Annotated in this window: 19 protein-coding genes, 1 pseudogene and 2 riboswitches; of the genes and pseudogenes, 4 read left to right on the top strand and 16 right to left on the bottom strand. The window is 37.1% G+C overall.

The annotated features are described in order from the left end of the window. Positions 1 to 6: 6 nt before the first annotated feature. From opp4B to V179_RS0120110, 4 genes are all read right to left on the bottom strand, one after another. Positions 7 to 972 (bottom strand): oligopeptide ABC transporter permease, encoded by a 966-nt coding sequence (gene opp4B / locus V179_RS0120095; RefSeq protein WP_028393057.1) that lies wholly within the window; start codon positions 970 to 972, stop codon positions 7 to 9. 12 nt (positions 973 to 984) lie between these two features. Then, positions 985 to 1,911 (bottom strand): ABC transporter ATP-binding protein, encoded by a 927-nt coding sequence (locus V179_RS0120100; RefSeq protein ID WP_028393058.1) that lies wholly within the window; start codon positions 1,909 to 1,911, stop codon positions 985 to 987. 16 nt (positions 1,912 to 1,927) lie between these two features. Further along, entirely contained in the window at positions 1,928 to 2,917 is a 990-nt protein-coding gene (locus V179_RS0120105) for an ABC transporter ATP-binding protein (protein WP_028393059.1), read from the bottom strand. A 681-nt stretch (positions 2,918 to 3,598) separates the two neighbouring features. Further along, positions 3,599 to 4,108: an acyl-CoA thioesterase gene (locus V179_RS0120110; RefSeq protein WP_028393060.1), complete on the bottom strand. Its 510-nt coding sequence runs from the start codon at positions 4,106 to 4,108 to the stop codon at positions 3,599 to 3,601. A 535-nt stretch (positions 4,109 to 4,643) separates the two neighbouring features. On the opposite strand from V179_RS0120110, the gene V179_RS0120115 reads away from it, so the two are divergent. Continuing rightward, a complete protein-coding gene (locus V179_RS0120115) occupies positions 4,644 to 5,165 on the top strand; it encodes a GNAT family N-acetyltransferase (RefSeq protein ID WP_028393061.1) in 522 nt (173 codons plus the stop codon). Positions 5,166 to 5,320: 155 nt separating this feature from the next. Here the strand turns inward: V179_RS0120115 and V179_RS28415 are convergent, their stop codons facing one another. The 4 genes from V179_RS28415 to helD all read right to left on the bottom strand — a co-directional run bounded on the left by V179_RS28415 (position 5,321) and on the right by helD (position 10,674). Continuing rightward, on the bottom strand, positions 5,321 to 5,503 hold the full coding sequence (locus V179_RS28415) for an aspartyl-phosphate phosphatase Spo0E family protein (protein ID WP_034302075.1): 183 nt from the start codon (positions 5,501 to 5,503) through the stop codon (positions 5,321 to 5,323). A gap of 347 nt (positions 5,504 to 5,850) precedes the next feature. After that, entirely contained in the window at positions 5,851 to 6,036 is a 186-nt protein-coding gene (gene fbpA, locus V179_RS0120125; RefSeq protein WP_028393062.1) for a Fur-regulated basic protein FbpA, read from the bottom strand. A 436-nt stretch (positions 6,037 to 6,472) separates the two neighbouring features. After that, positions 6,473 to 6,576, bottom strand: a riboswitch (SAM riboswitch). Between the two features lie 61 nt (positions 6,577 to 6,637). Further along, complete coding sequence (locus V179_RS0120130; RefSeq protein WP_034302078.1) at positions 6,638 to 7,852, bottom strand: MFS transporter; 1,215 nt, start codon at positions 7,850 to 7,852, stop codon at positions 6,638 to 6,640. A gap of 536 nt (positions 7,853 to 8,388) precedes the next feature. Then, complete coding sequence (gene helD, locus V179_RS0120135; protein ID WP_028393064.1) at positions 8,389 to 10,674, bottom strand: RNA polymerase recycling motor HelD; 2,286 nt, start codon at positions 10,672 to 10,674, stop codon at positions 8,389 to 8,391. A 490-nt stretch (positions 10,675 to 11,164) separates the two neighbouring features. Here helD and V179_RS0120140 point away from each other — a divergent pair, with 490 nt between their 5' ends. The 3 genes from V179_RS0120140 to V179_RS0120150 all read left to right on the top strand — a co-directional run bounded on the left by V179_RS0120140 (position 11,165) and on the right by V179_RS0120150 (position 16,111). Continuing rightward, a complete protein-coding gene (locus tag V179_RS0120140; RefSeq protein ID WP_028393065.1) occupies positions 11,165 to 12,652 on the top strand; it encodes an aldehyde dehydrogenase family protein in 1,488 nt (495 codons plus the stop codon). A gap of 456 nt (positions 12,653 to 13,108) precedes the next feature. Continuing rightward, a complete protein-coding gene (locus V179_RS0120145) occupies positions 13,109 to 14,602 on the top strand; it encodes a peptide MFS transporter (RefSeq protein WP_028393066.1) in 1,494 nt (497 codons plus the stop codon). Between the two features lie 276 nt (positions 14,603 to 14,878). Beyond that, positions 14,879 to 16,111, top strand: coding sequence for an aminopeptidase (locus V179_RS0120150; RefSeq protein ID WP_028393067.1), 1,233 nt, complete (start codon positions 14,879 to 14,881; stop codon positions 16,109 to 16,111). 81 nt (positions 16,112 to 16,192) lie between these two features. Here V179_RS0120150 and V179_RS28420 read toward each other — a convergent pair whose 3' ends face one another. The 8 genes and pseudogenes from V179_RS28420 to V179_RS0120195 form a co-directional block, all read right to left on the bottom strand. Then, positions 16,193 to 16,825, bottom strand: a complete 633-nt coding sequence (locus V179_RS28420; RefSeq protein ID WP_051405057.1) for a YdcF family protein — start codon at positions 16,823 to 16,825, stop codon at positions 16,193 to 16,195. Between the two features lie 543 nt (positions 16,826 to 17,368). After that, positions 17,369 to 18,292 (bottom strand): S66 peptidase family protein, encoded by a 924-nt coding sequence (locus tag V179_RS0120160; RefSeq protein WP_028393068.1) that lies wholly within the window; start codon positions 18,290 to 18,292, stop codon positions 17,369 to 17,371. Positions 18,293 to 18,591: 299 nt separating this feature from the next. Then, a pseudogene (locus V179_RS32645) lies at positions 18,592 to 19,190 on the bottom strand (hypothetical protein). A gap of 182 nt (positions 19,191 to 19,372) precedes the next feature. After that, positions 19,373 to 19,549: a YezD family protein gene (locus tag V179_RS30225; RefSeq protein WP_200868689.1), complete on the bottom strand. Its 177-nt coding sequence runs from the start codon at positions 19,547 to 19,549 to the stop codon at positions 19,373 to 19,375. Positions 19,550 to 19,630: 81 nt separating this feature from the next. Then, a riboswitch (SAM riboswitch) is annotated at positions 19,631 to 19,731 on the bottom strand. A gap of 320 nt (positions 19,732 to 20,051) precedes the next feature. Beyond that, on the bottom strand, positions 20,052 to 20,825 hold the full coding sequence (locus V179_RS28430; protein WP_051405058.1) for an amino acid ABC transporter ATP-binding protein: 774 nt from the start codon (positions 20,823 to 20,825) through the stop codon (positions 20,052 to 20,054). Further along, positions 20,822 to 21,532 carry an amino acid ABC transporter permease gene (locus V179_RS0120185; protein WP_028393071.1) on the bottom strand — a complete coding sequence of 237 codons (711 nt, stop codon included), beginning with the start codon at positions 21,530 to 21,532 and terminating at the stop codon, positions 20,822 to 20,824. The genes V179_RS28430 and V179_RS0120185 overlap by 4 nt, the downstream gene beginning before the upstream one ends. 19 nt (positions 21,533 to 21,551) lie before the next feature. Continuing rightward, positions 21,552 to 22,244 (bottom strand): amino acid ABC transporter permease, encoded by a 693-nt coding sequence (locus V179_RS0120190; RefSeq protein ID WP_028393072.1) that lies wholly within the window; start codon positions 22,242 to 22,244, stop codon positions 21,552 to 21,554. Between the two features lie 29 nt (positions 22,245 to 22,273). Continuing rightward, positions 22,274 to 23,041, bottom strand: a complete 768-nt coding sequence (locus V179_RS0120195) for a transporter substrate-binding domain-containing protein (protein ID WP_235179198.1) — start codon at positions 23,039 to 23,041, stop codon at positions 22,274 to 22,276. Positions 23,042 to 23,091: the final 50 nt, after the last annotated feature.

Raw genomic sequence — 23,091 nt, forward strand, 5'->3', positions numbered from 1 at the left:
CCCTCTCTATTCAATTCGTATACGAGGATCAACCACACTTAATATGATGTCTGAGAGAAGAGTACCTAGCAAAGTTGCAAATCCAAGCATCATGACAATCGCTGTTACAACACTAAAATCCCTTAATCCAATAGAACTTACAAATAATTGGCCAACTCCTGGATAACTAAAAATCGTTTCGATAATGACCGTGCCACCGACTAATCCAGTAATTTCATATCCTAAAAAGGCTGCAATTGGTAATAAGGAGTTTCTGAAAATGTGCCGCGTATAAATTTGTGTTTCGGGAATTCCTTTAGATCTTGCAGTACGTGTATAATCCTTATACTTGTTATCGATAATTTCATTTCTCAAATACTGAACAGTGCCTACTGTTGCGATAAGAGCTGTACTTAAAGCTGGAAGAACGACATGATGAAGTTTACTTAAATAATAGGCAAATGTCCCAGCATCAACTTTTGAGTCCACACTACCTCCAGTTGGAAACCAACCAAGTGAAAACCCAAAAACGAATAACATAATAAGAGCAAAGATAAAAATGGGTGTCGCAAATCCTAAATAATTATAGCCAGTCACTACTTTATCAATCCATGTGTCGTTGAAGCGACCGCTTGCAATCCCCATCGGGATAGCAAGCAAATAGGTTAGGATAAGCGTTATTAATGCTAAAAATACAGTGTTCCAAATTCTTTCTGCAATGACTTCTGAAACTGGTATTTTATGAGTGTATGATTTGCCAAAGTCACCTTGTGCAATGCCAGAAATCCACCTTCTATATTGCTCATACCAAGGATCATTCAACCCCGCTTTTTCCCTTAATTCGTAAAGCCGCTCCGGACTTATTCTTGGATCCATAGAAACTCCTGTTAAAGCATCCCCTGGCATTTGTTTCGCCAACGCAAAAACAATTACACTTAGAAGAAATAACTGAGGAATCATCACAAGAAAACGCCTTAGTATAAACTTCCACATCCCTCTTACCTCCTACGGCATTGCGACTCTATGAGTGTTAGAGATTGGTTTTAAGTCGTAAGCTCTTCCATGATCATCGAAATATTCAGGATATAACTGCTCATACTCTTTCGCAATTTTTTTTCTTAAGCCTGTTTTTTGCGCGTGGCGTTCAGGATTTAATTCTGGAATAGCAGCAATCAGTCGTTTTGTATAAATATGCTGTGGATTTTCGTATATCTCCTCACTAATTCCTTCTTCCACCAAACGACCACGATACATAACTCCTATTTTGTCACACATATGTCGAATGACACCTAAGTCATGGCCTATAAATAAATACGTTAATTTAAACTCTTTTTGCAAATCTTGGAGGAAGTTTAACACTTGGGCTTGTACAGAAACATCTAAAGCAGAAACTGGTTCGTCAGCAATTATTAATTTAGGTTTTAGAGTAAGAGCTCTTGCGATGCCGATTCTTTGACGTTGGCCCCCAGAAAATTCATGCGGGTATTTATACATAGAATCTGGATTTAAACCTACTTTATCCAAATAATTCTGAACACATTTCTTTTCTTCACCTACAGTCAAACATTGATAATTCCGCAGAGGTTCAGCAATGATATCAGCAACCCTTTTTCTCGGGTTAAGTGATGAATATGGATCTTGAAAAATCATTTGAATATCTTGTCGAAATGGTTTCATTTGACCAAAGGAAAATTTCGAAAGATCCTGTCCATTAAAGACTATCCGACCTGAAGTCATATTGATTAGTTTCAAAATTGCTTTTCCAATCGTTGATTTTCCACTACCAGATTCTCCAACAAGACCGTATGTTTCACCCTCTTTCAGTTCAAAACTAACACCATCTACCGCCCTTACGTAATCAGAGATTGTTTTAAAAACACCACCACGGATTGGGAAGTGGACTTTTAAATCATCTATTTTAAGTAAGACCATATGCTATCTTCCCCCTTTACGATCCTTTAAAATAAAAATGTTTGTAGCATGTGCAACGTACTAAATGCTCGGGAGCGACTTCATGTAAATCTGGAGATTCCTCATGAGCATTACGAGATATCCATGGGATCCGGGGACTAAACCTGCATCTTTCTCGGTTCATATTTACAATGGACGGAACCATTCCATCTATCACATGTAACCGTTTTTTATTTGTTACTTGTGAGGGAATGGATTTTAATAACGACCTAGTGTATGGATGTAATGGATTAGCAAATATTTGTTTGACTGTTCCAATCTCAACAACTTGTCCAGCATACATAACAATAATTCTATCTGCTACCTCTGCAACCACACTCAAATCATGAGTAATCAAGATAATACCCATTTTCGTATCTATCTGAATGGATTTGAGCAATTCCAAGATTTGAACTTGTATTGTTACATCTAACGCAGTAGTAGGCTCATCTGCTATTACTAGAGATGGATTACAAGCAATAGCAATAGATATCATAACCCTTTGCCTCATTCCACCTGATAATTCATGCGGAAATTGATCATAAGTACGTGTAGGATACGGTATTCCTACTTGTGTTAATAATTCTATCGTTCTTAGTCTTCTTTTTTCTTTCGATAGCTTTGTATGAAAAGTCAAGTTTTCTTCAATTTGATCTCCAACCGTCATTAATGGATTCAAAGCAGTTAAAGGTTCCTGGAAGATGATCCCTATCTCTTTTCCCCGTACTTGATTCATTTGCCTTTCAGAAAAATCAACCAGATTTCTTTCTTTATACTTGATTTCTCCTTCGATCTTCGTCCGTTGGTGATTATGCAATCTCATAATCGATAGAGCTAATGCACTCTTTCCACATCCTGATTCGCCAACAACTGCTACGATTTCATTTTCAAATACTGAAAAAGAAACATGATCGACTGCTGGATAATACTTTTCTTTTATTTTAAACGAAGTGGTTAGATTCTCGATTTGCAGGATTGGTTTCTCCATCGAATTTGATTCTCCTTTATTGTCTATTAGCAAAATGAATATGAACTATTTATTAATAGAACTTTTTCCGATAAATACACGAGCTGCTTATTTATACTTTTATTACGAACTGAATGAGATGAACAAAATTTATACCTAGACGCCGAGTTAAGCATCTCACATTCTTAAAGTACGATTATTTTATTAAAGGCGATAAATAAATTCCTATTCTTATCTTTATGTAAACGGCTTTAATATAGAACATTCTCTCAACAATTCTCTAGTAAATTAAAACTTCACTTCCCTACTTCTTTCATGTACATATTAATAATCAACACAAGAGGAAACTCATTTCTAGTTCTTATATTAAGGCTCTTTTCGTAAAGATTGTTGTTTTTAGCAAGAAACCAATTCGAACAAATGTTGATTGTAGTGGAAGGTGCGAGACTCCTGCGGGAAAAGCGTGTTGAGGGAGACCCCGCAAGTGCAAAGCACTGAGGAGGCTTCTGAGACCGCCCGCGGAAAGCGAGTACCTGCAACGGAAATCAACCCGGGTTATTAGTGTAAAAATGATTGAAAAGGAACAAAGTATGTGAAAACAGCCTTTATTAAAGATGGTCTATGTAGTCGAAAGATAGTTTCATGAAACCCAAACTTTATTGTCCAAAACAAAAACGACCTTTTTTAAGGTCGCTCTGTTTTTTAAAGTCGGTGAGTCCCAAAAATATCGGCAATTGCTTTTGTATCTTCTCTTCGTTTTTTTCTCGCTTCTGCTCTCACCACAGCTGATTCATATAGTTTTTTCTCCATCTCAGACTGCGGAATAATACTAGGCACATATGTTGGTTTTTCATTTTCATCTAGAGCAACGAATGTCAAAAATGAAATTACGCATAAATTCCGACTACCAGAAAGCAAATCCTCTGCAATTACCTTGACAACTACTTCCATCGAAGTTCTGCCTGTATAAGTGACAAATGCCTCTAAACAGACAGCATTTCCTTCATGGATTGGATGGAGAAAGTCGACAGAATCCGTTGATGCCGTAACAACAGATCTTCTTGAATGACGCATTGCAGAAATAGCCGCTACATCATCTATGTAGGCCATTAATTTTCCACCAAACATCGTTCCATTATTGTTCGTATCCGGTGGTAATACTAAACTTGTTTTTACCACAAGTGAATCTCTGCAATATTTCTGTTCTTCCATTATTCAAACTCCCCTGTCCAATTCAATCTCTTTTTACGAGCAGTAACCATTTCCCAAAAGGTTTAATTTTTAGCTAAACGACCATAATCGGTCTAAATCAAACAAGATAAACAAGCTCACTGCCCATCTCTTATTTTACTTTACATATATCGAAAATACCCGTAGTAACTGAAGTTTTAATTTTCTGGTGAACAATACATAGGGACGTAATTTTTCTTAGACCTTCTAGTAAATAGCATAATCTCTTTTAAAAAAGAAATATCACGCTACCAATCATTTTATATTTCATGTATGATATGCTTACAAACTTGTATGGCGTTAAAACGCCACCATTTACCATGAAGGATTAATCATGTAGCACGCTACAACCAGCTAATGACAATGGTGGCGGTGCGGAGTCGGATTTTAAGGTATCTTCTAAAATAAAATCTGTATATCCTAAAGTCAAAGATCGGCTTTAGTAATAAGTCACAAAGCCCTGCCCCATGTCCTTCATTCAAAAAATATTTTCATTCACCAAGAAGGGGTATTGCACATGGATCATTCATTACAATTTCGACTTGCTTCATTAGAGGACTTGCCAAGAATAGTGGAAATTTACAATTCAACCATAGCTTCGAGAATGGTAACAGCTGACATTTTGCCGGTATCCGTTGAATCAAGACTAGCTTGGTTTCATGATCACATTCCTGATAAAAGACCATTATTTGTAATAACGTTAGATGATCAGACTGCCGGTTGGCTAAGCTTCCAATCGTTTTATGGAAGACCTGCATATAACACAACTGCTGAAATAAGTATCTATTTGGATGATTCGTTTCGCGGGAAAGGTCTTGGTGGACTTGCTATCCAGAAAGCCATTGATTTATGTCCATCTTTAAACATTGCTACAATACTCGGTTTCGTATTCGGTCACAATGCACCAAGCATTAAATTGTTTGAGAAATTCGGTTTCGAAAGGTGGGGTAATCTGCAAAAAATCGCCTTGCTCGACGGCATCGAACGAGATTTAATCATTTTAGGAAAAAGAGTGATACACGAAAATAGGTTTAAGTAAAACTTCAATCAGTGGGGGGCTTTCATCCGTTAATCCGGGATAACAAAAGGATGTCAAATCGGAAGCTCGTCACTGGTCACATTATACTTTATGTGTTAGTACGAGATCTCACCTTTCCAAACATCCTCTTATATATGACTATTTCGATACATCTTCTAGTAATCTTTACCATATTGTACATCCTTGAACGGCGTAATGTTGAAGATATTTATTAATGTGTCAAGCTCTTGACTCGCTCTAATTGTTTGCTTATTTGAAAGTCCAAAACCCTTTGCTAGCTTAATCATTTCTTCACGCTTTTTTTCAATTTCAATGGATAATTGAAGGAAAGATTCCATCACTACCTCACACTCCATCACCTTTTTGACTTATTTTAAAATAATTTTAGAGTTATCTTCAAATAAAAGCAATATTTTACAATAAAAGTTCCACTTCATTATTATAGAATTCGCAAAATTGTCACATTTTATACATTTTATACATTTGTAAAGTAAGGAATCAATCTAAACGGACAAAACAAAGAGGATGTCCAATATATAAGATCAGTTCCCACAACTACTACTTACAGTTTAAATGACGTGTATTGTAACACATTAAACGATGTAGTGTGTGCTGGATCAGACTCTTTTTGGACATCCTCTTTAATAAAATTAGCTAATCGATATATTTAATTTGGCATCCTCTGCTAAGTGACAATATTTTTAATAGAAGAATGCTCTTTATTTTGTATTTGTGCAAATTCTTTTTCTAAAATATTTAAGGATACATCATATAAATGTTTTTGATCGGACGTTTTATACACTCCGTGGGATAATAATAGTTCGATTAATAACGCTTTTTTATTTTCAATCATCTTCATAATTTCTGACATTCCGTACACCTCTTACTTTACTTCACTATTTTTTATTTTGGCTCTGTTAAACTTGCCTGTTGATTGGAACATAAGGCGGCAGCATTTGCGGGCGGTCCGGGAGCCTCCTCTGCGCTGTGCGCCTGTGGGTTCTCCCCTTTGACTAGCTTTTCTAAGGAGTCACACGCCTATCGCTCGTGCCCCAAATCAACAATGAGCTTTAACATTGCCTTTATTTTAATAAATGATTATTTAACAAGCTTATTTAATATAAAATTTCTTCAACAACTTTATATACCATCCCTACAAGCACTTCAAACATTATTTTAGTAAATTAAAACGATCATACGACCAGTTTGTGAGAAATATAGCCTTTTAATACAGTTAGATTACAACTAGAAATACGAAAAGCCTCTTCTTAAACAAGAAGAGGCTTAATTGCACGATCATTAGACTCTTCTTATCTTCCAAGCCTTCGCTTGTTGGATGTGGCACAGTGCTCATGTGAGTCTGTTGCCGAGGTATCGCTGGGCCAAGTCCCTCCACCTCTCTGGATAAGAATTATAAATTATTTATGTTAATGCCATTATACGATGTATTCCAATTTAAGTCAATAGACGTCTTATTCATCCTGTAAAACAGTGTTTTTTGTTTCTTTCCCCCAAACTAACACAACAAATGCTCCCAACAAGATTGCAATTGTAAAAATAGTAAAAACAACATTAAGTGAAGTTCCCGCTGCAACAAAATATCCGATTAGAAGCGGCCCTAAAACTCCACCAACTCTCCCAACAGCAGCAGCCATCCCCGCTCCAGTTCCTCGAATCGTTGTCGGATACTGTTCAGGAGTATACGCATAAAGCGCACCCCATGCTCCTAAATTAAAGAATGATAATAGCATCCCCGACGTGATGAGCATCGGTAGTCCCTCTGCAGCTCCGAAGAAATAGGCACTTACGGCTGTTCCAGTTAAATACGTGACAAGAACGAATTTTCTGCCCAGTCGTTCAATTAACCATGCTGCGGTAAAATACCCAGGTAGCTGAGCTAAGGTCATAATTAGCACATACTCAAAACTTTTGATCAAACTAAATCCTTTCATTACCATAACACTCGGAAGCCATAAAAACATTCCGTAATAAGAAAACACAACACAAAACCATAGAATCCATACTACAAGAGTTTGTTGCCTATGTTCTCTTGCCCACACACTCTTGATATTTTCCTTAATCGTTGGCTTCCTCTTCTTCTCAAGGGCAACATACTTTGGAGAATCCGGTAGATGCAAGCGTAAATATAGGGCATAAAACGCGGGAAGAGCACTTAAAATCAACGCGATTCTCCATCCGTATTCAGGAATAACAAAATAGGAGATTAAAGCAGCAATAAGCCAGCCCAACGCCCAAAAGCTTTCGAGTAAAACAACCACTTTCCCTCTTTTTTCAGCAGGTACGCTTTCTGAAACTAGCGTTGAAGCAACTGGAAGCTCTCCGCCCAGCCCCATCCCAATAAAAAAGCGCAGTACTAAAAATAAAGCCAAAGATGTAACAAGTGCTGATACGCCACTGCCAATAGAAAATAATAGTAGGGTAATGATAAACACTTGCTTTCTTCCAATACGATCAGCCATTATTCCGAAAAGTAAGGCACCAAACACCATACCTATCGAATTAATACTTCCAATCCAGCCCACTTGTTGACTCGTCAAATGCCATTCTGCTTGTAATGCCACCAAAATAAATGACAGCATACCAACGTCCATCGCATCAAACATCCAACCGAGTCCAGCTACGCCAAGCAACCTGCGATTAGAAATTGTTTTTGTTTTCCCTTCCATGACAGTCCTCCTGAACAAACGATAATTTCACTATAAATACTTCGTTATTTTACCATAAAGAGATCGACCATAGCGTTAATTTGCTTACTCAAAAGCTCCCTTGAAGCCGATTAATAAGCTGAAACTTCAATCAGTGGGGGCTTGATTGTTAGTCCCGTTCTACTGTCGCTAAGATCTTCGCTTTCGCTTTGACCAATCGACAATACGAACTAAGGTTCAACGAACTCAGACTAAGTACGCAGCATCCTCATGTATTCGTCTAAGTGACCCACATCCTGTGGGCGCAAACTAAACCTCTGCGCAACTTCTCGGTAAGTTTCACTGTATCTCACCAATCGGGCTTTTACGTCAAAAAGCGAGGCGACTGCCCAGCCCCGACAAGCATAAGATGGAATACGGCGTGGCGTAGTTTACCACAGAGTATTACAGATTATGACCTCGAGGGGCTAGGAGCCGCAACTAGATTAGGCAGTTAACCCCCACCTATGCTTCTTAGATTCCTCTAAGCCTTTTGAAGTGGAAGTCTTGACTTTCCGTTAATGCGGGATAAATGGACTCATCTCACCGGTAAAACAAATACATAATTCATGCATAGCGCGTGTACAAGAGGTGTATAGCAGTTTTCGTTCACTTTCCAGACCATACTGATCCTCTGAGGCATTGTAGATAATGACAGCGTCAAATTCTATTCCTTTTGCCAAATATGAAGGGATGATCATCACTCCATCAGTAAATGTAGTTTTTCCAACCCCTATTCTCTTAAGTTCCATTTTCCCCTTCAATTCTTCATATGCAAGAATCGTTTCTGCTTGTGTTTTACAAATAATCGCAATCGTTTTATGCCCAGATTCTATAAATTCCTTTGTTTTTTTCAAAACCTCTGATGTATGATGCTCCTGATTTTCACAATATACGAGTACAGGTTTTTTTCCTTGACGGTTAAACGGTTCTATTTGACTCCCATCTAAAAGTAGACTTTTTGTAAATTCAACAATTTCCTTCGTTGAACGATAGCTTCTATTCAAAATTACCTTTTCTGTTTCATTTTTCTCGAACAAATAAGTTAAAATGTCCAAACCTTCATTGTTTCCGTGCGCATAGATCGTTTGGTTAAAGTCACCTAAAATAGTCAGTTTACTTTTTGGAAATAAATTCTTTAAAAAGGCAAACTGAAATGGTGAATAATCTTGGGCCTCATCAATAAATAGAAATCGAATTTGTGAATTGGTCGCAAAGCCTTCTAATTGTTTTTTCATATATAAAAAAGGTGTCGCGTCTTCGTATAACAATCTACCATTACTAAGTTCATGTATGGTTAAACTTCGAATTTCCTTCCAGTCGGTAACCGGCCATTCTGTTTCTAACATTTTTTTGTAAATGGAGCGAACATCAAGAAAATCGAGTGACTTTATTTTCCTGTACAATGGTTTAAATCGCTTTTTTACGACATATTCACTAAGAATTCTTTGCTCTTGTTCCACCTCATCAAAAGAATCTCGCTCATCTTGTTGTTTATTTGCAATCCGATAGCTTCTCAGATAGTCTTCTTTTTCTAAATATTGGATTTCTTCTTCGACCCATGCTTCTTTCCTCTCTAACTTTTCAAACTTTTTGATTTTTTTCAATAACCAGCCAGAAACTATCTGTAAACGATTAGGGATCGATTTTTCACTACCTAGTTCATAAAAGTACTTGGAAATTTCCATCGCTGACACAAGGAGCTTTCCACGAACTTTAATATGTTTAAATACTAATCCTTCGCTCTTCAACGTTTCCAAATATTCATTCATGCCTTGTAAATAATTGAGTGACGATTTATATTGGATGCTATTCATTCTAGTTGTATATTTCAGACTTCCCTTATTATTCAGCACGAATTCTAGTTGGTCGAATACATCTTCAATTTCAAATTTTTCTCCGAGCATTGCAAGCAAATATTGTTGAAAGGTCGTCTGCTGCATATTATCTTCACCAAGCTCAGGCAAAACATTCGCTACGTAACTATTAAAAAGAGGGTTTGGTGAAAACAATAAAATATTCTCAGCACTCATTCCCTCACGATATCTATACAATAAATAAGCAATTCTTTGCATGGCTGCAGAAGTTTTTCCACTCCCAGCTGCTCCTTGGACAAGTAAGAGGCGACTCTTTTCATTACGAATAATAATATTTTGTTCTCTTTGAATAGTCGCGACAATACTTTTCATTTGAGTGTTCGCTTGCTTACCGAGTACCTCCTGAAGCAAATCATCCCGGATTGCTTCACCCGTATCAAACATTCCCTCTAAAACACCATTACGTATGATGAATTGACGTTTTAGGAGTAACTCTCCACTTACCTTTTCACTAGGTGCCGTATATGTGGCAGGGCCAGGTGCAAAATCATAATATACACTAGAGATTGGAGCACGCCAATCAAAAATCAGAAACTCTTCACGCTCTTCATCATAAAAAGTGCCGATTCCAATATATATTTGCTCCCTTTCTTTCATGTCTTTTTCATGAAAGTCAATTCTAGCAAAATACGGAGATGTTTGAAGGCGATTTAAAACAGCAATTTGCTTCATTGAATGCTTTTGTCTCCGCTCTCTTTCAGAAAGCAATTCTGTTTGCTGATTGATGCTCGCAACAGTTTCAATTGTTTCATCCTCATTTTCCACATTAACTGATACATCTTCCCAAAAACGTTTGCGAATTGATACTATATCTGAAGTTGCTTCACCTGCAGATTGTTTCAATTGATGTTCCATTTTAGTTACTTTGTCAATCACAACCTCTATCCGCTTTTGCTCACATTCTCTTTCATTTTCCCAATTCGTCATAAAACATCCCCCAATCTAAAAAAATCGTATACCTTAACAACGTAAGGCAGTTTTTCATAGTTACCTTGCTTTTTCAACACCTAAAAACTTTGAACCTCAAAATAGCTATTGACAAACAGCTATATATCATGTATGATTAAATGAGGATATTTATATTCGTTAACATTTTTAAATAATAGACTTTTTTAGTATAGCATCAGCTGTTCGTATATACAACAGCTGTTTTTTTATGTCTTTTTTTCACTTCCCAGATATTTTTATCAAAATTCTAACAAAAACCTGCAAGTAGTCATACATTTCCACATTATTCTTCCGCTCATAAGATATTTATTTGGTATTTTTACAAAGTTTTGTCGCAATTTTTCTATTTTATATCCCAATAATTTACAGTACAATAGGATTGACGGGTTTTTGAAGTTTCTTTCAAAATTTACGTTTTTCTTACATCATGATTTGCAAAATACCAAACAATCATTCAAGGAGGGTATTCATGTCAAATCTTACGCTAGAAATCAGTGAAAAATTGCAAAAATTCTTGCAAAGACCTAAAAAACTTTATATTAATGGGGAGTTTGTTGAAAGTATATCCAAAAAAACATTTTCGACTCCAAACCCTGCTACTGGCGAGAAATTGGCCGATGTATACGAGGCAGACAAAGAGGATATTAACCTAGCTGTTCATGCAGCTCGCAATGCATTTGATAATGGACCTTGGTCACGTATGAGCGCAGCTAACAGAAGTAGGCTTATGTACAAGTTAGCCGATTTAATGGAAGAAAATAAACTCGAATTAGCACAATTAGAAACATTAGATAACGGGAAACCTATAAATGAAACAACCAACGCAGACGTCCCACTCGCTATTGAACATATGCGCTATTATGCTGGTTGGTCAACGAAGATCGTTGGTCAAACTATACCAGTTGACGGAAATTATTTTAACTACACCCGCCACGAAGCAGTCGGTGTCGTTGGGCAAATTATCCCTTGGAATTTCCCTCTACTTATGGCTATGTGGAAATTAGGTGCAGCCCTAGCTACTGGATGTACAATCATATTAAAGCCTGCCGAACAAACACCACTATCAGCCATTTATTTAGCAGAATTAATCGATGAAGCTGGGTTCCCCAATGGTGTAATTAATATATTACCTGGATTCGGTGAAACTGCTGGACAAGCACTAGTTGACCATCCTCTCGTTGATAAAATCGCATTTACTGGATCAACAGCAGTTGGCAAATCTATCATGAGGTCTGCTTCTTATTCATTAAAACGTGTGACACTAGAACTCGGAGGAAAATCACCGAATATTATCCTTCCAGATGCCGATTTCCAAAAAGCAATCCCAGGCGCACTTAATGGAGTCATGTTTAATCAAGGCCAAGTTTGCTGTGCTGGGTCAAGAGTATTTATTCAAAAGAAGCATTATGATAATGTCGTTAGTGACATGGTTTCACATGCTAAAAACATTAAACAAGGAAAAGGACTGGATCCAACTACACAAATCGGCCCTCTCGTTTCACAAGCTCAACAAGATCGTGTTCTTGGATATATTGAAAAAGGAGTAAATGAAGGTGCAGAAGTTCTTGTTGGCGGTAATAAACCGCAAGATGGTGGATATTTTGTATCCCCTACCATCTTCGCTTCCGTTCAAGATGACATGTCCATTGCCAAAGAGGAAATCTTCGGTCCAGTAATTGCAGCCATGCCTTATGAAGATTTGGATGATGTGATTAACCGGGCTAATGCTAGTGAGTACGGATTAGCAGCAGGGCTTTGGACTCGCGATATCGCGAACGCTCATTATGTAGCAAGTAAATTGCGCGCTGGAACCGTATGGGTCAATTGTTATAACGCATTTGATGCTGCTTCTCCATTTGGCGGATACAAACAATCTGGCATGGGCCGTGAAATGGGATCCTATGCTTTAAATAATTATACAGAAGTAAAGAGCGTATGGATTAATCTCGATAAGTAAAACTTATCTGGCTCTTACTGCTTGAATTCCCATTCGGCACTCGATAAAGATTTCTAACTCTTCTTTATCGAGTGTTTTAATCTATGTACCTCATTCTTTTTTAAAATAATATTAAAATAATTATATCCCCTCACTACAAAAAAACTTTTTATTATTTCCCCCAAATATCTGATTTTTTATTTTCCCTTTTATCTCATAAAATCATTGTTATTACGCACACTATAACGCTATCATTTTTTCACAACAAAATATTCATAATATTATTTTAATATAGAAATATTGTCGAAAGTGTTTAATTTTTTTAAAAAAAGTGTATATTAATACGTAGACTATTTTTAGTCAAAATTAATATATAGCTGTATGTTAGAAACGCTCCATTTAGTAGCAATTAGATGCTACTTTAAATTGTTTTCAATATGTAAGCATGCAGTAAACCCAAATTGGGGGGAGTTTATAATGAATAGTAAAGACAAGGATGAGATAATCCGGAGTGTTCCTCAAACCGGTTTCTTCGGACATCCTAGAGGGTTATTCACTCTCTTTTTCACAGAGTTTTGGGAACGATTTTCTTACTATGGCATGAGAGCCATCCTAATTTTCTACATGTACTATGAAGTAACTCAAGGTGGACTTGGCCTTGATCGTACTACAGCAAACTCCATTATGGCCATCTATGGTTCATTAGTGTACATGTCTGGTATTATCGGAGGATGGATTGCCGATCGCCTATTAGGGACTGCCCGAACGGTTTTTTATGGTGGTATTTTAATCATGATCGGCCATATTATCTTGTCATTCCCTGGCAGTGCTACAGCTTTATTTGTGTCTATGGCTTTTATCATTATTGGGACAGGTCTTCTAAAACCGAATGTTTCTAGTGTTGTTGGAGATTTATACAGCGATAATGATATACGCCGAGATTCAGGTTTTAGCATTTATTACATGGGGATTAACCTCGGTGGTTTTCTTGCACCATTAATTGTCGGAACAATTGGACAAACATATAATTTCCACCTCGGTTTCGCAATTGCTGCGGTTGGGATGTTTATTGGACTTATCGTATATCTCCTGACAAGGAAGAAAAATCTTGGTCTTGCAGGGCAACATGTACCGAATCCACTGGCAAAAGAAGATCGATTCAAAGTATTCGGTTCAATTGGGCTTGGCGTAGTAATTATCGTCATACTTGGAGCAATTGGTATTAACACTGGGTACCTAACTATTGAACGCTTTATTTTCATAGTTAGTATATTAGGGATCCTTATTCCAGCTGCGTTTTTCATTTTCATGTACCGTAGCCCGAAAACGAACTCAGATGAACGTTCCCGATTACTTGCCTATATCCCATTATTTATTGCTGCAATGATGTTTTGGGCTATTCAAGAACAAGGTTCAAATATATTAGCCACATACGCAAACGATCGAACACAACTGGAATTTGCAGGAATCAAACTACAATCGTCTTGGTTTCAATCATTGAATCCATTATTCATTGTTTTCTTGGCGCCTGTATTCGCTTGGTTTTGGATTCGTTTAGGAGACCGTCAGCCTTCAACACCGAAGAAGTTTTCACTAGGGTTGTTTTTCTCCGGCTTATCCTTTATTGTCATGATTTTCCCAGCTTACTTAAATGGTACAGAAAGTCTTGCAAATCCACTATGGCTCGTTCTAAGCTTTTTCCTAGTCGTACTTGGAGAATTATGCTTATCACCTGTCGGAATGTCAGCAACTACTAAATTAGCACCGCAAGCTTTCTCTGCTCAAACGATGAGCCTCTGGTTCCTAACAAATGCTTCAGCTCAGGCCATTAACGCTCAAGTCGTTAAATTATATACAGAGAAAACGGAAATTCTTTATTTCGGAGTTATCGGTGGTATTGCCATTGTACTAGGAATTATTTTATTCCTCATCTCACCTGTCATTCAACGACAAATGAAAGGTGTACGATAAGTAACGAAGTAGGAATAACCTTCCTATACAAAAAACCTGTTCCATAGATGGAGCAGGTTTTTTCGTACTTCATCCAATTTTCAGTAGGATTATATTGCAAAAAGTTTCTTTTTTTATAAACTATCGATACAATATAAAGTGAAACTTCCATCAGTGGCGGGTTTTTCCATCCCCCACTAATGGTTAGTTGAACCAATCGGGGGTATACATGCTGTTAATCCGGGATAAAGGAAGATTTTGTTTATAATATCTGTACTTAAGGAGTGTATGTTAATAATGAATGACTTTCAATTAAAGTTAGAAAACTACGCTGAGCTGGCTGTTAAAGTTGGTGTCAATGTCCAGCCTAATCAAACACTTGTTGTGAATACAACATTAGAAGGCGCTGAGCTTGTTCGCCTTATTGTAAAAAAAGCCTATGAAGCAGGAGCATACAACGTCATCGTAAACTGGCATGATGATTCTGTTAACCGTACAAAATATGAACTAGCACCAGATAAGGTGTTTACGGAATATCCTCATTGGCGCGCGCAAGAAACGATCGAACTTGCTGAAAATGGAGCAGCATACCTTTCAGTCATTTCTTCTAGTCCTGATCTGTTAAAAGGAATTGACCCTGAGCGAATTGCTAATGCTCAAAAAGCTTCAGCAACCGCTTTACAAAAATGGCGGCAATATATGCAATCTGATAAAGTAAGCTGGTCTATTGTCGCTGTACCTTCACAAGCTTGGGCAGATAAAGTATTTCCTGAAGAAGCAAAGGATAACCGGATACATAAACTATGGGAGGCGATTTTCAAGGCCACTCGTACTGATGTAGAAAACCCAATCGAAGCTTGGAAAAATCACGATGAAACTCTTCATGAAAAAGTTGATTATTTGAACGAAAAACGCTATGAAAAACTACATTACACAGCTCCTGGCACTGATCTTACGATTGAACTTCCCAAAACTCACCTTTGGGTAGGTGCAGGCAGCATCAACGAAAAAGGGCACGAATTCATGGCAAATATGCCAACCGAAGAAGTATTTACGGTCCCGCTTAAAACTGGAGTCAATGGAACGGTCGCAAGTACGAAACCACTAAGCTATGGCGGCAATATCATCGACAACTTCAGCGTTACCTTCAAAGAAGGGCGAATCGTAGAAGTAAGAGCGGAACAAGGAGAAGAAATCTTAAAAAAATTAATAGAAACAGACGAAGGTTCGCATTATCTCGGAGAAGTCGCTCTTGTTCCTTTCAATTCACCGATTTCACAATCAAATGTTCTTTTCTTCAACACTTTATTCGATGAAAATGCATCTAACCATTTAGCGATCGGAAGCTCCTATGCTTTTTGTATCGAAGGTGGCAAGCAAATGTCTCAAGAAGAACTTGCTGAGAAAGGCTTGAACCACAGCCTTACCCACGTTGACTTCATGATTGGCTCTGACAAAATGAACATCGACGGCATCAAACCAGATGGAACAAGCGAACCTGTCTTCCGTAATGGGGATTGGGCGATTTAATGAATAGGAGGGTTTCTAAAACCAAAGGGTACTAATCCCCTTTGGTTGAGAACCCTCTTTTTTGAATCAATGTTGAGCAAATTAATTCTCCCAAAAATGAGTAACTCGCAGCAACTCTGTACCGTAAAATTTCGTAATCGCCATATATTCACGTATATAAGATTTTACTAGAACAACTTTTGGTGTCTCTGCTGAAATTCCTTGTAATTTTAACCCTTGACTAGCTGCAATTTTCTCAGCCCTGTAAACATGAAAATCATTTGTGACTATAAACCCTCGCACAGCCCCTTTGGGTATAAGGAGTTTTGAATATTTTATATTTTCATAGGTACTTGTCGAACGATCCTCCATAATGATTCGCGATTCATCAATTCCATATTTGACCAATCCCTGCTTCATCGCTTCCGCTTCGCTAATATCTTCACCATTCCCTTGACCACCTGACACAATGGCAATCGTCGACTTGTTTTTAGTTAAATAGTCTGCCGCCGTATTTATTCGATATTGTAGAGCAAGCGATGGGACAGTGCCTCTTACTTGAGCACCTAACACGATTAAATAATCAGCATGATTGAAAGCTTCTTTTTGAATGGCTTGATGAATATTGTTGTGTAAAAACGCTATATAAATGGCACCTAGTATAATAGCGATCAGAATAAAGTTTCTGATTTTGTTTATCCGCCCCCTTATATTAGTTGAAAAAGAAGTTTTCATTAAATGACAGTCCTTTCATTGCTTTAATCGCTACATTTTGAAATTTTTTACTCAATCTAAAATTTGTAGTAGGTAATCAGTCATAGGCGGATGATTTATTCTGAATAATTCTTTTACGAAGGAAGCAAGAATAAGTTTCAGTTTTCTTCAAAACAAAGGAATGTCATACAAAAGCAAAGGATGCCCCTTGAGACACCCTCTTCCATTCATTACTTACCTTAAATTATAATGTAAAATTTTAATCAGCGGGGTATTACTACCCGTTAATACGGGGTAAAAACGCATCACATCCATCATACTTAGTGTATCAACTGCTATCATGTACTTTTGATAACAAAATCTTTTTTATTTCCTGGAAAATGTACTCGGAATTTGTCAGTTGTATTTAAACACCCAGGAGATTCAATGCTCTCTACGCCATCTCCTTAAACAACCTCTTTTGACGTCCATCTTTACATCTTATACTTCCATTATCACAGCTTGTTTCATAAAATTTGTCTCAGTTGTTCAACACTAACTTTTTACCTTCTAGCTTCACTCCTATCATTTAACACCACTTTCAATAATTACTTTACGATTACTGGCATCGAGTTTTGAAAACGTTCCTAATGGAATGGCCACATGTGGGGTACAATGACCAATCTGAAAACCTGATACCGCTGGTTTATTAGCAAGTTTCATGTAGTGCTGTAAAACTTCAGCTAAAGTAAGCGAGAGGGAGTGTGATGGCTCACATTCTTTAAAGTTACCTACTAATATTCCAGTTGCATCAGATAATTTACCGCACATGTACAACTGGTTCAACATTCTGTCTACCGAACGAGGCTCTTCGTGAATATCTTCGATGAATAACAGTTTATCTTTTGTATCTATTTCAAATTCCGTCCCAAGCGTACTAACTAACAGTGATAGGTTTCCACCGATTAACAGTCCACTTGCTTCACCTGGAATTTCTGTTACAAGTGGCGAGATTGTTTCATCATATACAAATGACTGTGAATCAAACAATTGCATGAATCGTGATTTGGTTAAAGGATCGATTGAATCACCACCTAAATCTGAACTTAGCATCGGACCATGAAATGTGACAAGTCCTGCTTTTTGAATAAATGCGTTATGCAAAAAAGTAAGGTCACTGTATCCCCAAAAAATTTTGGGGTTATTTTTTACGATTTCATAATCGATTTGAGTAGCAATACGCGGCGTCCCATATCCTCCACGTGCTGAAAAGATGGCTTTTACACTTGGATCTAAAAACATACTATGCACATCTTCCACTCTTTCTTCATCACTACCTGCTAAATAACCATACTGGCATTCTATGTTTTTTCCAAGCTTATAATGTAAACCTAGCTCTGTAAAAAAAGAAAGAGCTTGTTTAACTTTTTCTTGATCAGGCGGACTCGCTGGTGCAATGACTCCTACTGTATCCCCTTTTTGAAGGCGTGCCGGTTTTATCATGTTCATGCTAACCCTCCTTCACATTCTTCTATTTCTATACGTATTACACAATTACTCTTTGTATGAAGAAAAAGGGATCGAAGCTTTTTTAACTTTAGTTCTGTCATCAAATTACCTGAAAACTATTATGTGAAACTTCAATCAGTAGGGGTATTACAGCCTGTTAAATCGCGATAAAGTGATATATAAGTTAGAACAGAGAGAAAATTACAGATTTCGTAAGTGATAAGTTTTTTTTAGAACAAACAAAAAACCTAATAAACATAATGTCTATTAGGCTAAGATAAACTAAACGGTTCTATAATTTAAAGTTGCTCCATACGATCGTTCCTTTTCCATTTCATAACAGGTGCATCCTTACCACTCAATTCAGCTTTATTATCCCAATCGTCTTTTTCAGATCCATCAGCAGGAACCTGACCTGCATCATCAATGAGCCATTTTTTTCTCTTCTCATCAAATTTCAAGCTAAATGTGCGAATCTCTTTATAAGACATATCTTCATACCCATTGAGACCACGGATTTTCAACTTCGTATTATTAGCGACAAAGGCTTCGACATCTGCGGTCCATTTATCATGGATTTGATTGATATCTAGATCGTCTAGTTCACGACCGTTTCCAAATACCGCATTTGAATTTCATCTACATATTCTTCTAATTCAGCAAATTCTGATTCAATGTTATTAATCACAAGATCTTTTATAACCGAGTCCTTAACATTGGTTAAATGCTTTGCCTCGAAGCCATTAGTATGATAAACGACAAAATCTTTATTAAAGATTTCTACTGCGGAAATAATATCCTTTTGAATCCGCTTGTCATTTTGGACCAGCTTCTCATCATCAATAATTAAGCTTACCTGATTACTTCCTCCCCATACATCTACTTTTCTTGTCTCCAAAAAGTGCCTAGCTTATTTTTTACAGTTACATCGACCGAAACGATTACGTATCAATTTACAGTTCGCCTTTTTTCACTAAACCTTTTAAGAATGATGGCTAATTTACTAATCTAATGCTTGTGACGTTTTAGCATGTAAGAAAAAGAGCATGACAAGATGCTCAAACCTAGCTTGTTGAAGACTCAGATCCTTCCTTGTTCTCTAACTTTTTGATTTTTCAAGATTGGAAATCTTTTCTTATCCGTCACATCAATTTGGGTAATTTCACCTTCATGAACGGTAATGTTCAAAGAACCAAACTCAAGATTCTTGAGACTGGATACAATATACTTTAATTTTATCTCATCAATGCTTCCCATTCGAATCCCTCCAAATTTTTAGATATAAAAAAAACCTTCCTTAAAATAAGAAGAGGTTAAGCAACAGAACTGTACTTACTCTTCTTATCTATCAAGCATTCGCTCGCTGGAATTGGCACAGTACTACAAAGTCTGCTGCCGAGGTATCTTAGGGCCAGTCCCTCCACCTCTCTTGATAAGAAAATTGATTATGAGTTTTAGTGTAAATTCGCAAATAATATTTGTCAATTACTTTTCTGACTTATCAGGGTTGTTAAGTATGAATTATAGACGTCGTTTTCATTATCTATTTAATCACCACTTCGACTTGAGCCGAGAAGTTCAAGGTGCGATCGTCTCAAGCCTATCGCGTATACAGTAATATGTGAGAACCTGACATGCACAAGATGTGCTGACTTATGTTTTGCGCACAGACCTTTCGCGATCTTAACAGAAGGTTTTTCATGAACTTTGATGCAATTGGCAAGCTATTTTACCGGGCTTTTTGAATAACCTCTTATAGTTAAATGACGCTTGATAAATTTGATTCAAGAATTCCTGCTTCTCGGTTTATTCTCTTAAAGAATCTCTTCGTTCTTTCTTCTTTTGGATTATTAAAAATAACCGTTGGCGTTCCTTCTTCGACAATTTCACCTTGATCCATAAACACAATATAATCTGAGACGTCTTTAGCAAAACTCACTTCATGTGTCACAATAATCATCGTAATTCCTTCCTCCGCAATCCGCTTAATTACCTCTAGCACCTCTCCGACAAGTTCTGGATCAAGAGCGGATGTTGGTTCATCAAGTAAGATCACTTCTGGATTTAACGCAAGAGCTCTTGCAATACCAACCCGCTGTTGCTGCCCTCCGGAGAGCTGAACTGGATAAGCGTTTGCTTTTTCAGTTAACCCAACTTTCTCTAGCACTTCCATTGCCAATTTCCTTGCTGTTTCTTTTGAGTTTTTCTGAACCACGATCAATCCTTCCATCACATTTTCCATAACAGTTTTATGTCTAAATAAGTTATATTGTTGAAATACCATGGCTGTTTTTTTCCGAAGCGTAAGAATTTCTTTTTTACTTCCCTTTTGACTGCTCACCGTAATGTCATCAATCATTACCTCTCCCTCAGTAGGTCTTTCTAAAAAATTGATGCAACGAAGTAATGTTGTCTTTCCAGAACCGCTTGGGCCAAGTATCGAAACGACTTCTCCTTTTTTTACTGTAAGATCAATTCCTTTTAACACTGGTTGATTACCGAATGACTTTTGGATATTCCGAAGCTGAATCATATTACACCTCCTCGATTATAAACGGTAACTCTTTTTTCCAATAACGCAGTTACCTTTTCTGATATGATCGTTAAGCCCCAATAGATTAAAGCCGCGGCTATATATGCTTCTAGAAATTTCAAGTTATTTGAAGCCACAATATTTGCAGCACCCGTTAATTCTTTTTGCGACACGATAAAAGCAATGGAGGATGTATGCAAAAACCCGATAAAGATATTACATAAATTAGGAAGCGAAATTGCAATGGCTTGAGGGAATACAATTCGTCTCATCGCTTGAAAATTTGTCATTCCAATTGATTCAGCCGCTTCCAACTGACCCTGGTCAACCGCCAATATACCTGCTCGAATAATTTCTGACATATAAGCGCCAGCTGTTAGAGATAGGGCCATTAAGACAAATAACAGAATTGGAATCGATGTGGATTGAAAGGTCCACCGAAAGGTTACAGCCAGTTTGTCAATAAGAAGGGGGAAGCCCAAATAGATTAACATAATATGCATCAACGCCGGCGTCCCTCTTAAAAAAGAAACATAGAAATTGGCTAAACGGTACAATCCTTTTACTTTCCGAATCCTGATTATCGTAATTCCAATCCCAATTAGAAAACCAATAATTAATGGCACCAGTGTAATGATTATCGTTAATGGCAGTGCTTTGAATATTTCAATCAATGCCATAAAAATAAATGGAATATCAATTTGCATAAATTTCAGATCTCCTCTATCATTTCTCTGCCGATAAGCTTCCTTCAAACCTTTGCAGCTTTTTCTCAGACAGCGAAAATCCTTTTTCCAAACATATAACAACTCCGTAATAGATCATCGACAATGTCAAATATATTTCTAATGCGTGTAAAGAAGAAGCAATGAGCGTATTTCCTCTTCCTACCATATCCATCACACCAATTGTAAAAGCAAGCGAGGTGTCTTTTAAAGAGCCTATCACTGAATTTGCGAAATTTGGAAATGCGATAACCAATGCCTGAGGCAAGATAACCCGCACCATCATTTGCTTTTCATTCATGCCAATGGAATAGGCTGCTTCTGCCTGACCTTTTTCTACCCCGTTTATGGCTCCGCGGATAATTTCTGCGAATGAAGCACCACAACTTAGCCCATATGTGATAGCTACAAATAGTAAAGGATTTGCACGAGATGCATCAATATGAACAAGTGTTAAAAGGGCCGGTAGTCCAAAGTAGATTAAGAAAAGCTGAATTAAGATTGGCGTTCCTCTCATAAAGGAAATATAAATGAGAGCTAATCGATTTAAAGCTGGAACTTTATAAATACGTATTAAAGCTATCACTACACCAATTACCAATCCAATTGCTACTGCAGCAACTAAAATCAATAGAGTAATATGAAGGTACGAAATTAATTTCGGAAAAAAGTCAAAAATAAGGGTTATGTCCATCTAAACATCCTGTACCTTTCAAGAGAGTGTTATTGATCTGTGTAATCTGCTCCAAGCCATTTTGTGCTTAATTCCTTTAATATTCCATCAGCTTTGATGTCTTTTAACGCTCTATCGATTGCTTCTTTCAAATCTGATTCATCTTTTCGTAACATGAAATAAACTTTTGAATTCGAAAGCACATCACCGACCACTTTTTGCTCGGCATCTGCTTGTTCATTTTGAAAATCAACCGCAAATGGAGTACTTATTGTTGCATCAGCACGACCATTTTTAATTTGTGTGATTGTATCAGTACTTCCACTTCCACTGTAGACAATTTCAATTTCATTGCCATGTTCTTTGTTATATTTATCAAGCAATACTGCTGAGTTGCTCGTAGCACTTACAATCGCTTTCTTTCCCTTTAAATCTTCAATAGATTTAATCGATTGATTATCTTTGTGTACGACTACTTGAAGGGGGAAAACATTATATGGCTCATCATTAAATAAGAATTTCTGCTGTCTTTCTTCATTTACTTCCATTTGATGCGCGATAAAATCAATTTTGTTCGTTTCTAGACTTAATAATAGAGATGAAAATTCCATCGTTTTGAATTCAAATTCATAATCAGAAAGCCGTTTATCGATTTCTTTTACAAGTTCTACATCATACCCTGTCAGCTTACCATCATCATCTATGAAGCAAATATTAGGAAATTGTGTACCTGTTCCAACGATTATTTTTTTCACCTTTGGATCAGAACTTTTTGCTGTGCTCTCAGATTGAACACTGTTTGAATCACAGCCTGTCATTAGAACAACTAGTAGCACTCCTAATAAAACAAATAATCTTTTTTTCATCT

This window comes from Bacillus cihuensis (genome assembly GCF_000504145.1).
Taxonomy (GTDB): Bacteria; Bacillota; Bacilli; order Bacillales; family DSM-1321; genus Peribacillus; species Peribacillus huizhouensis.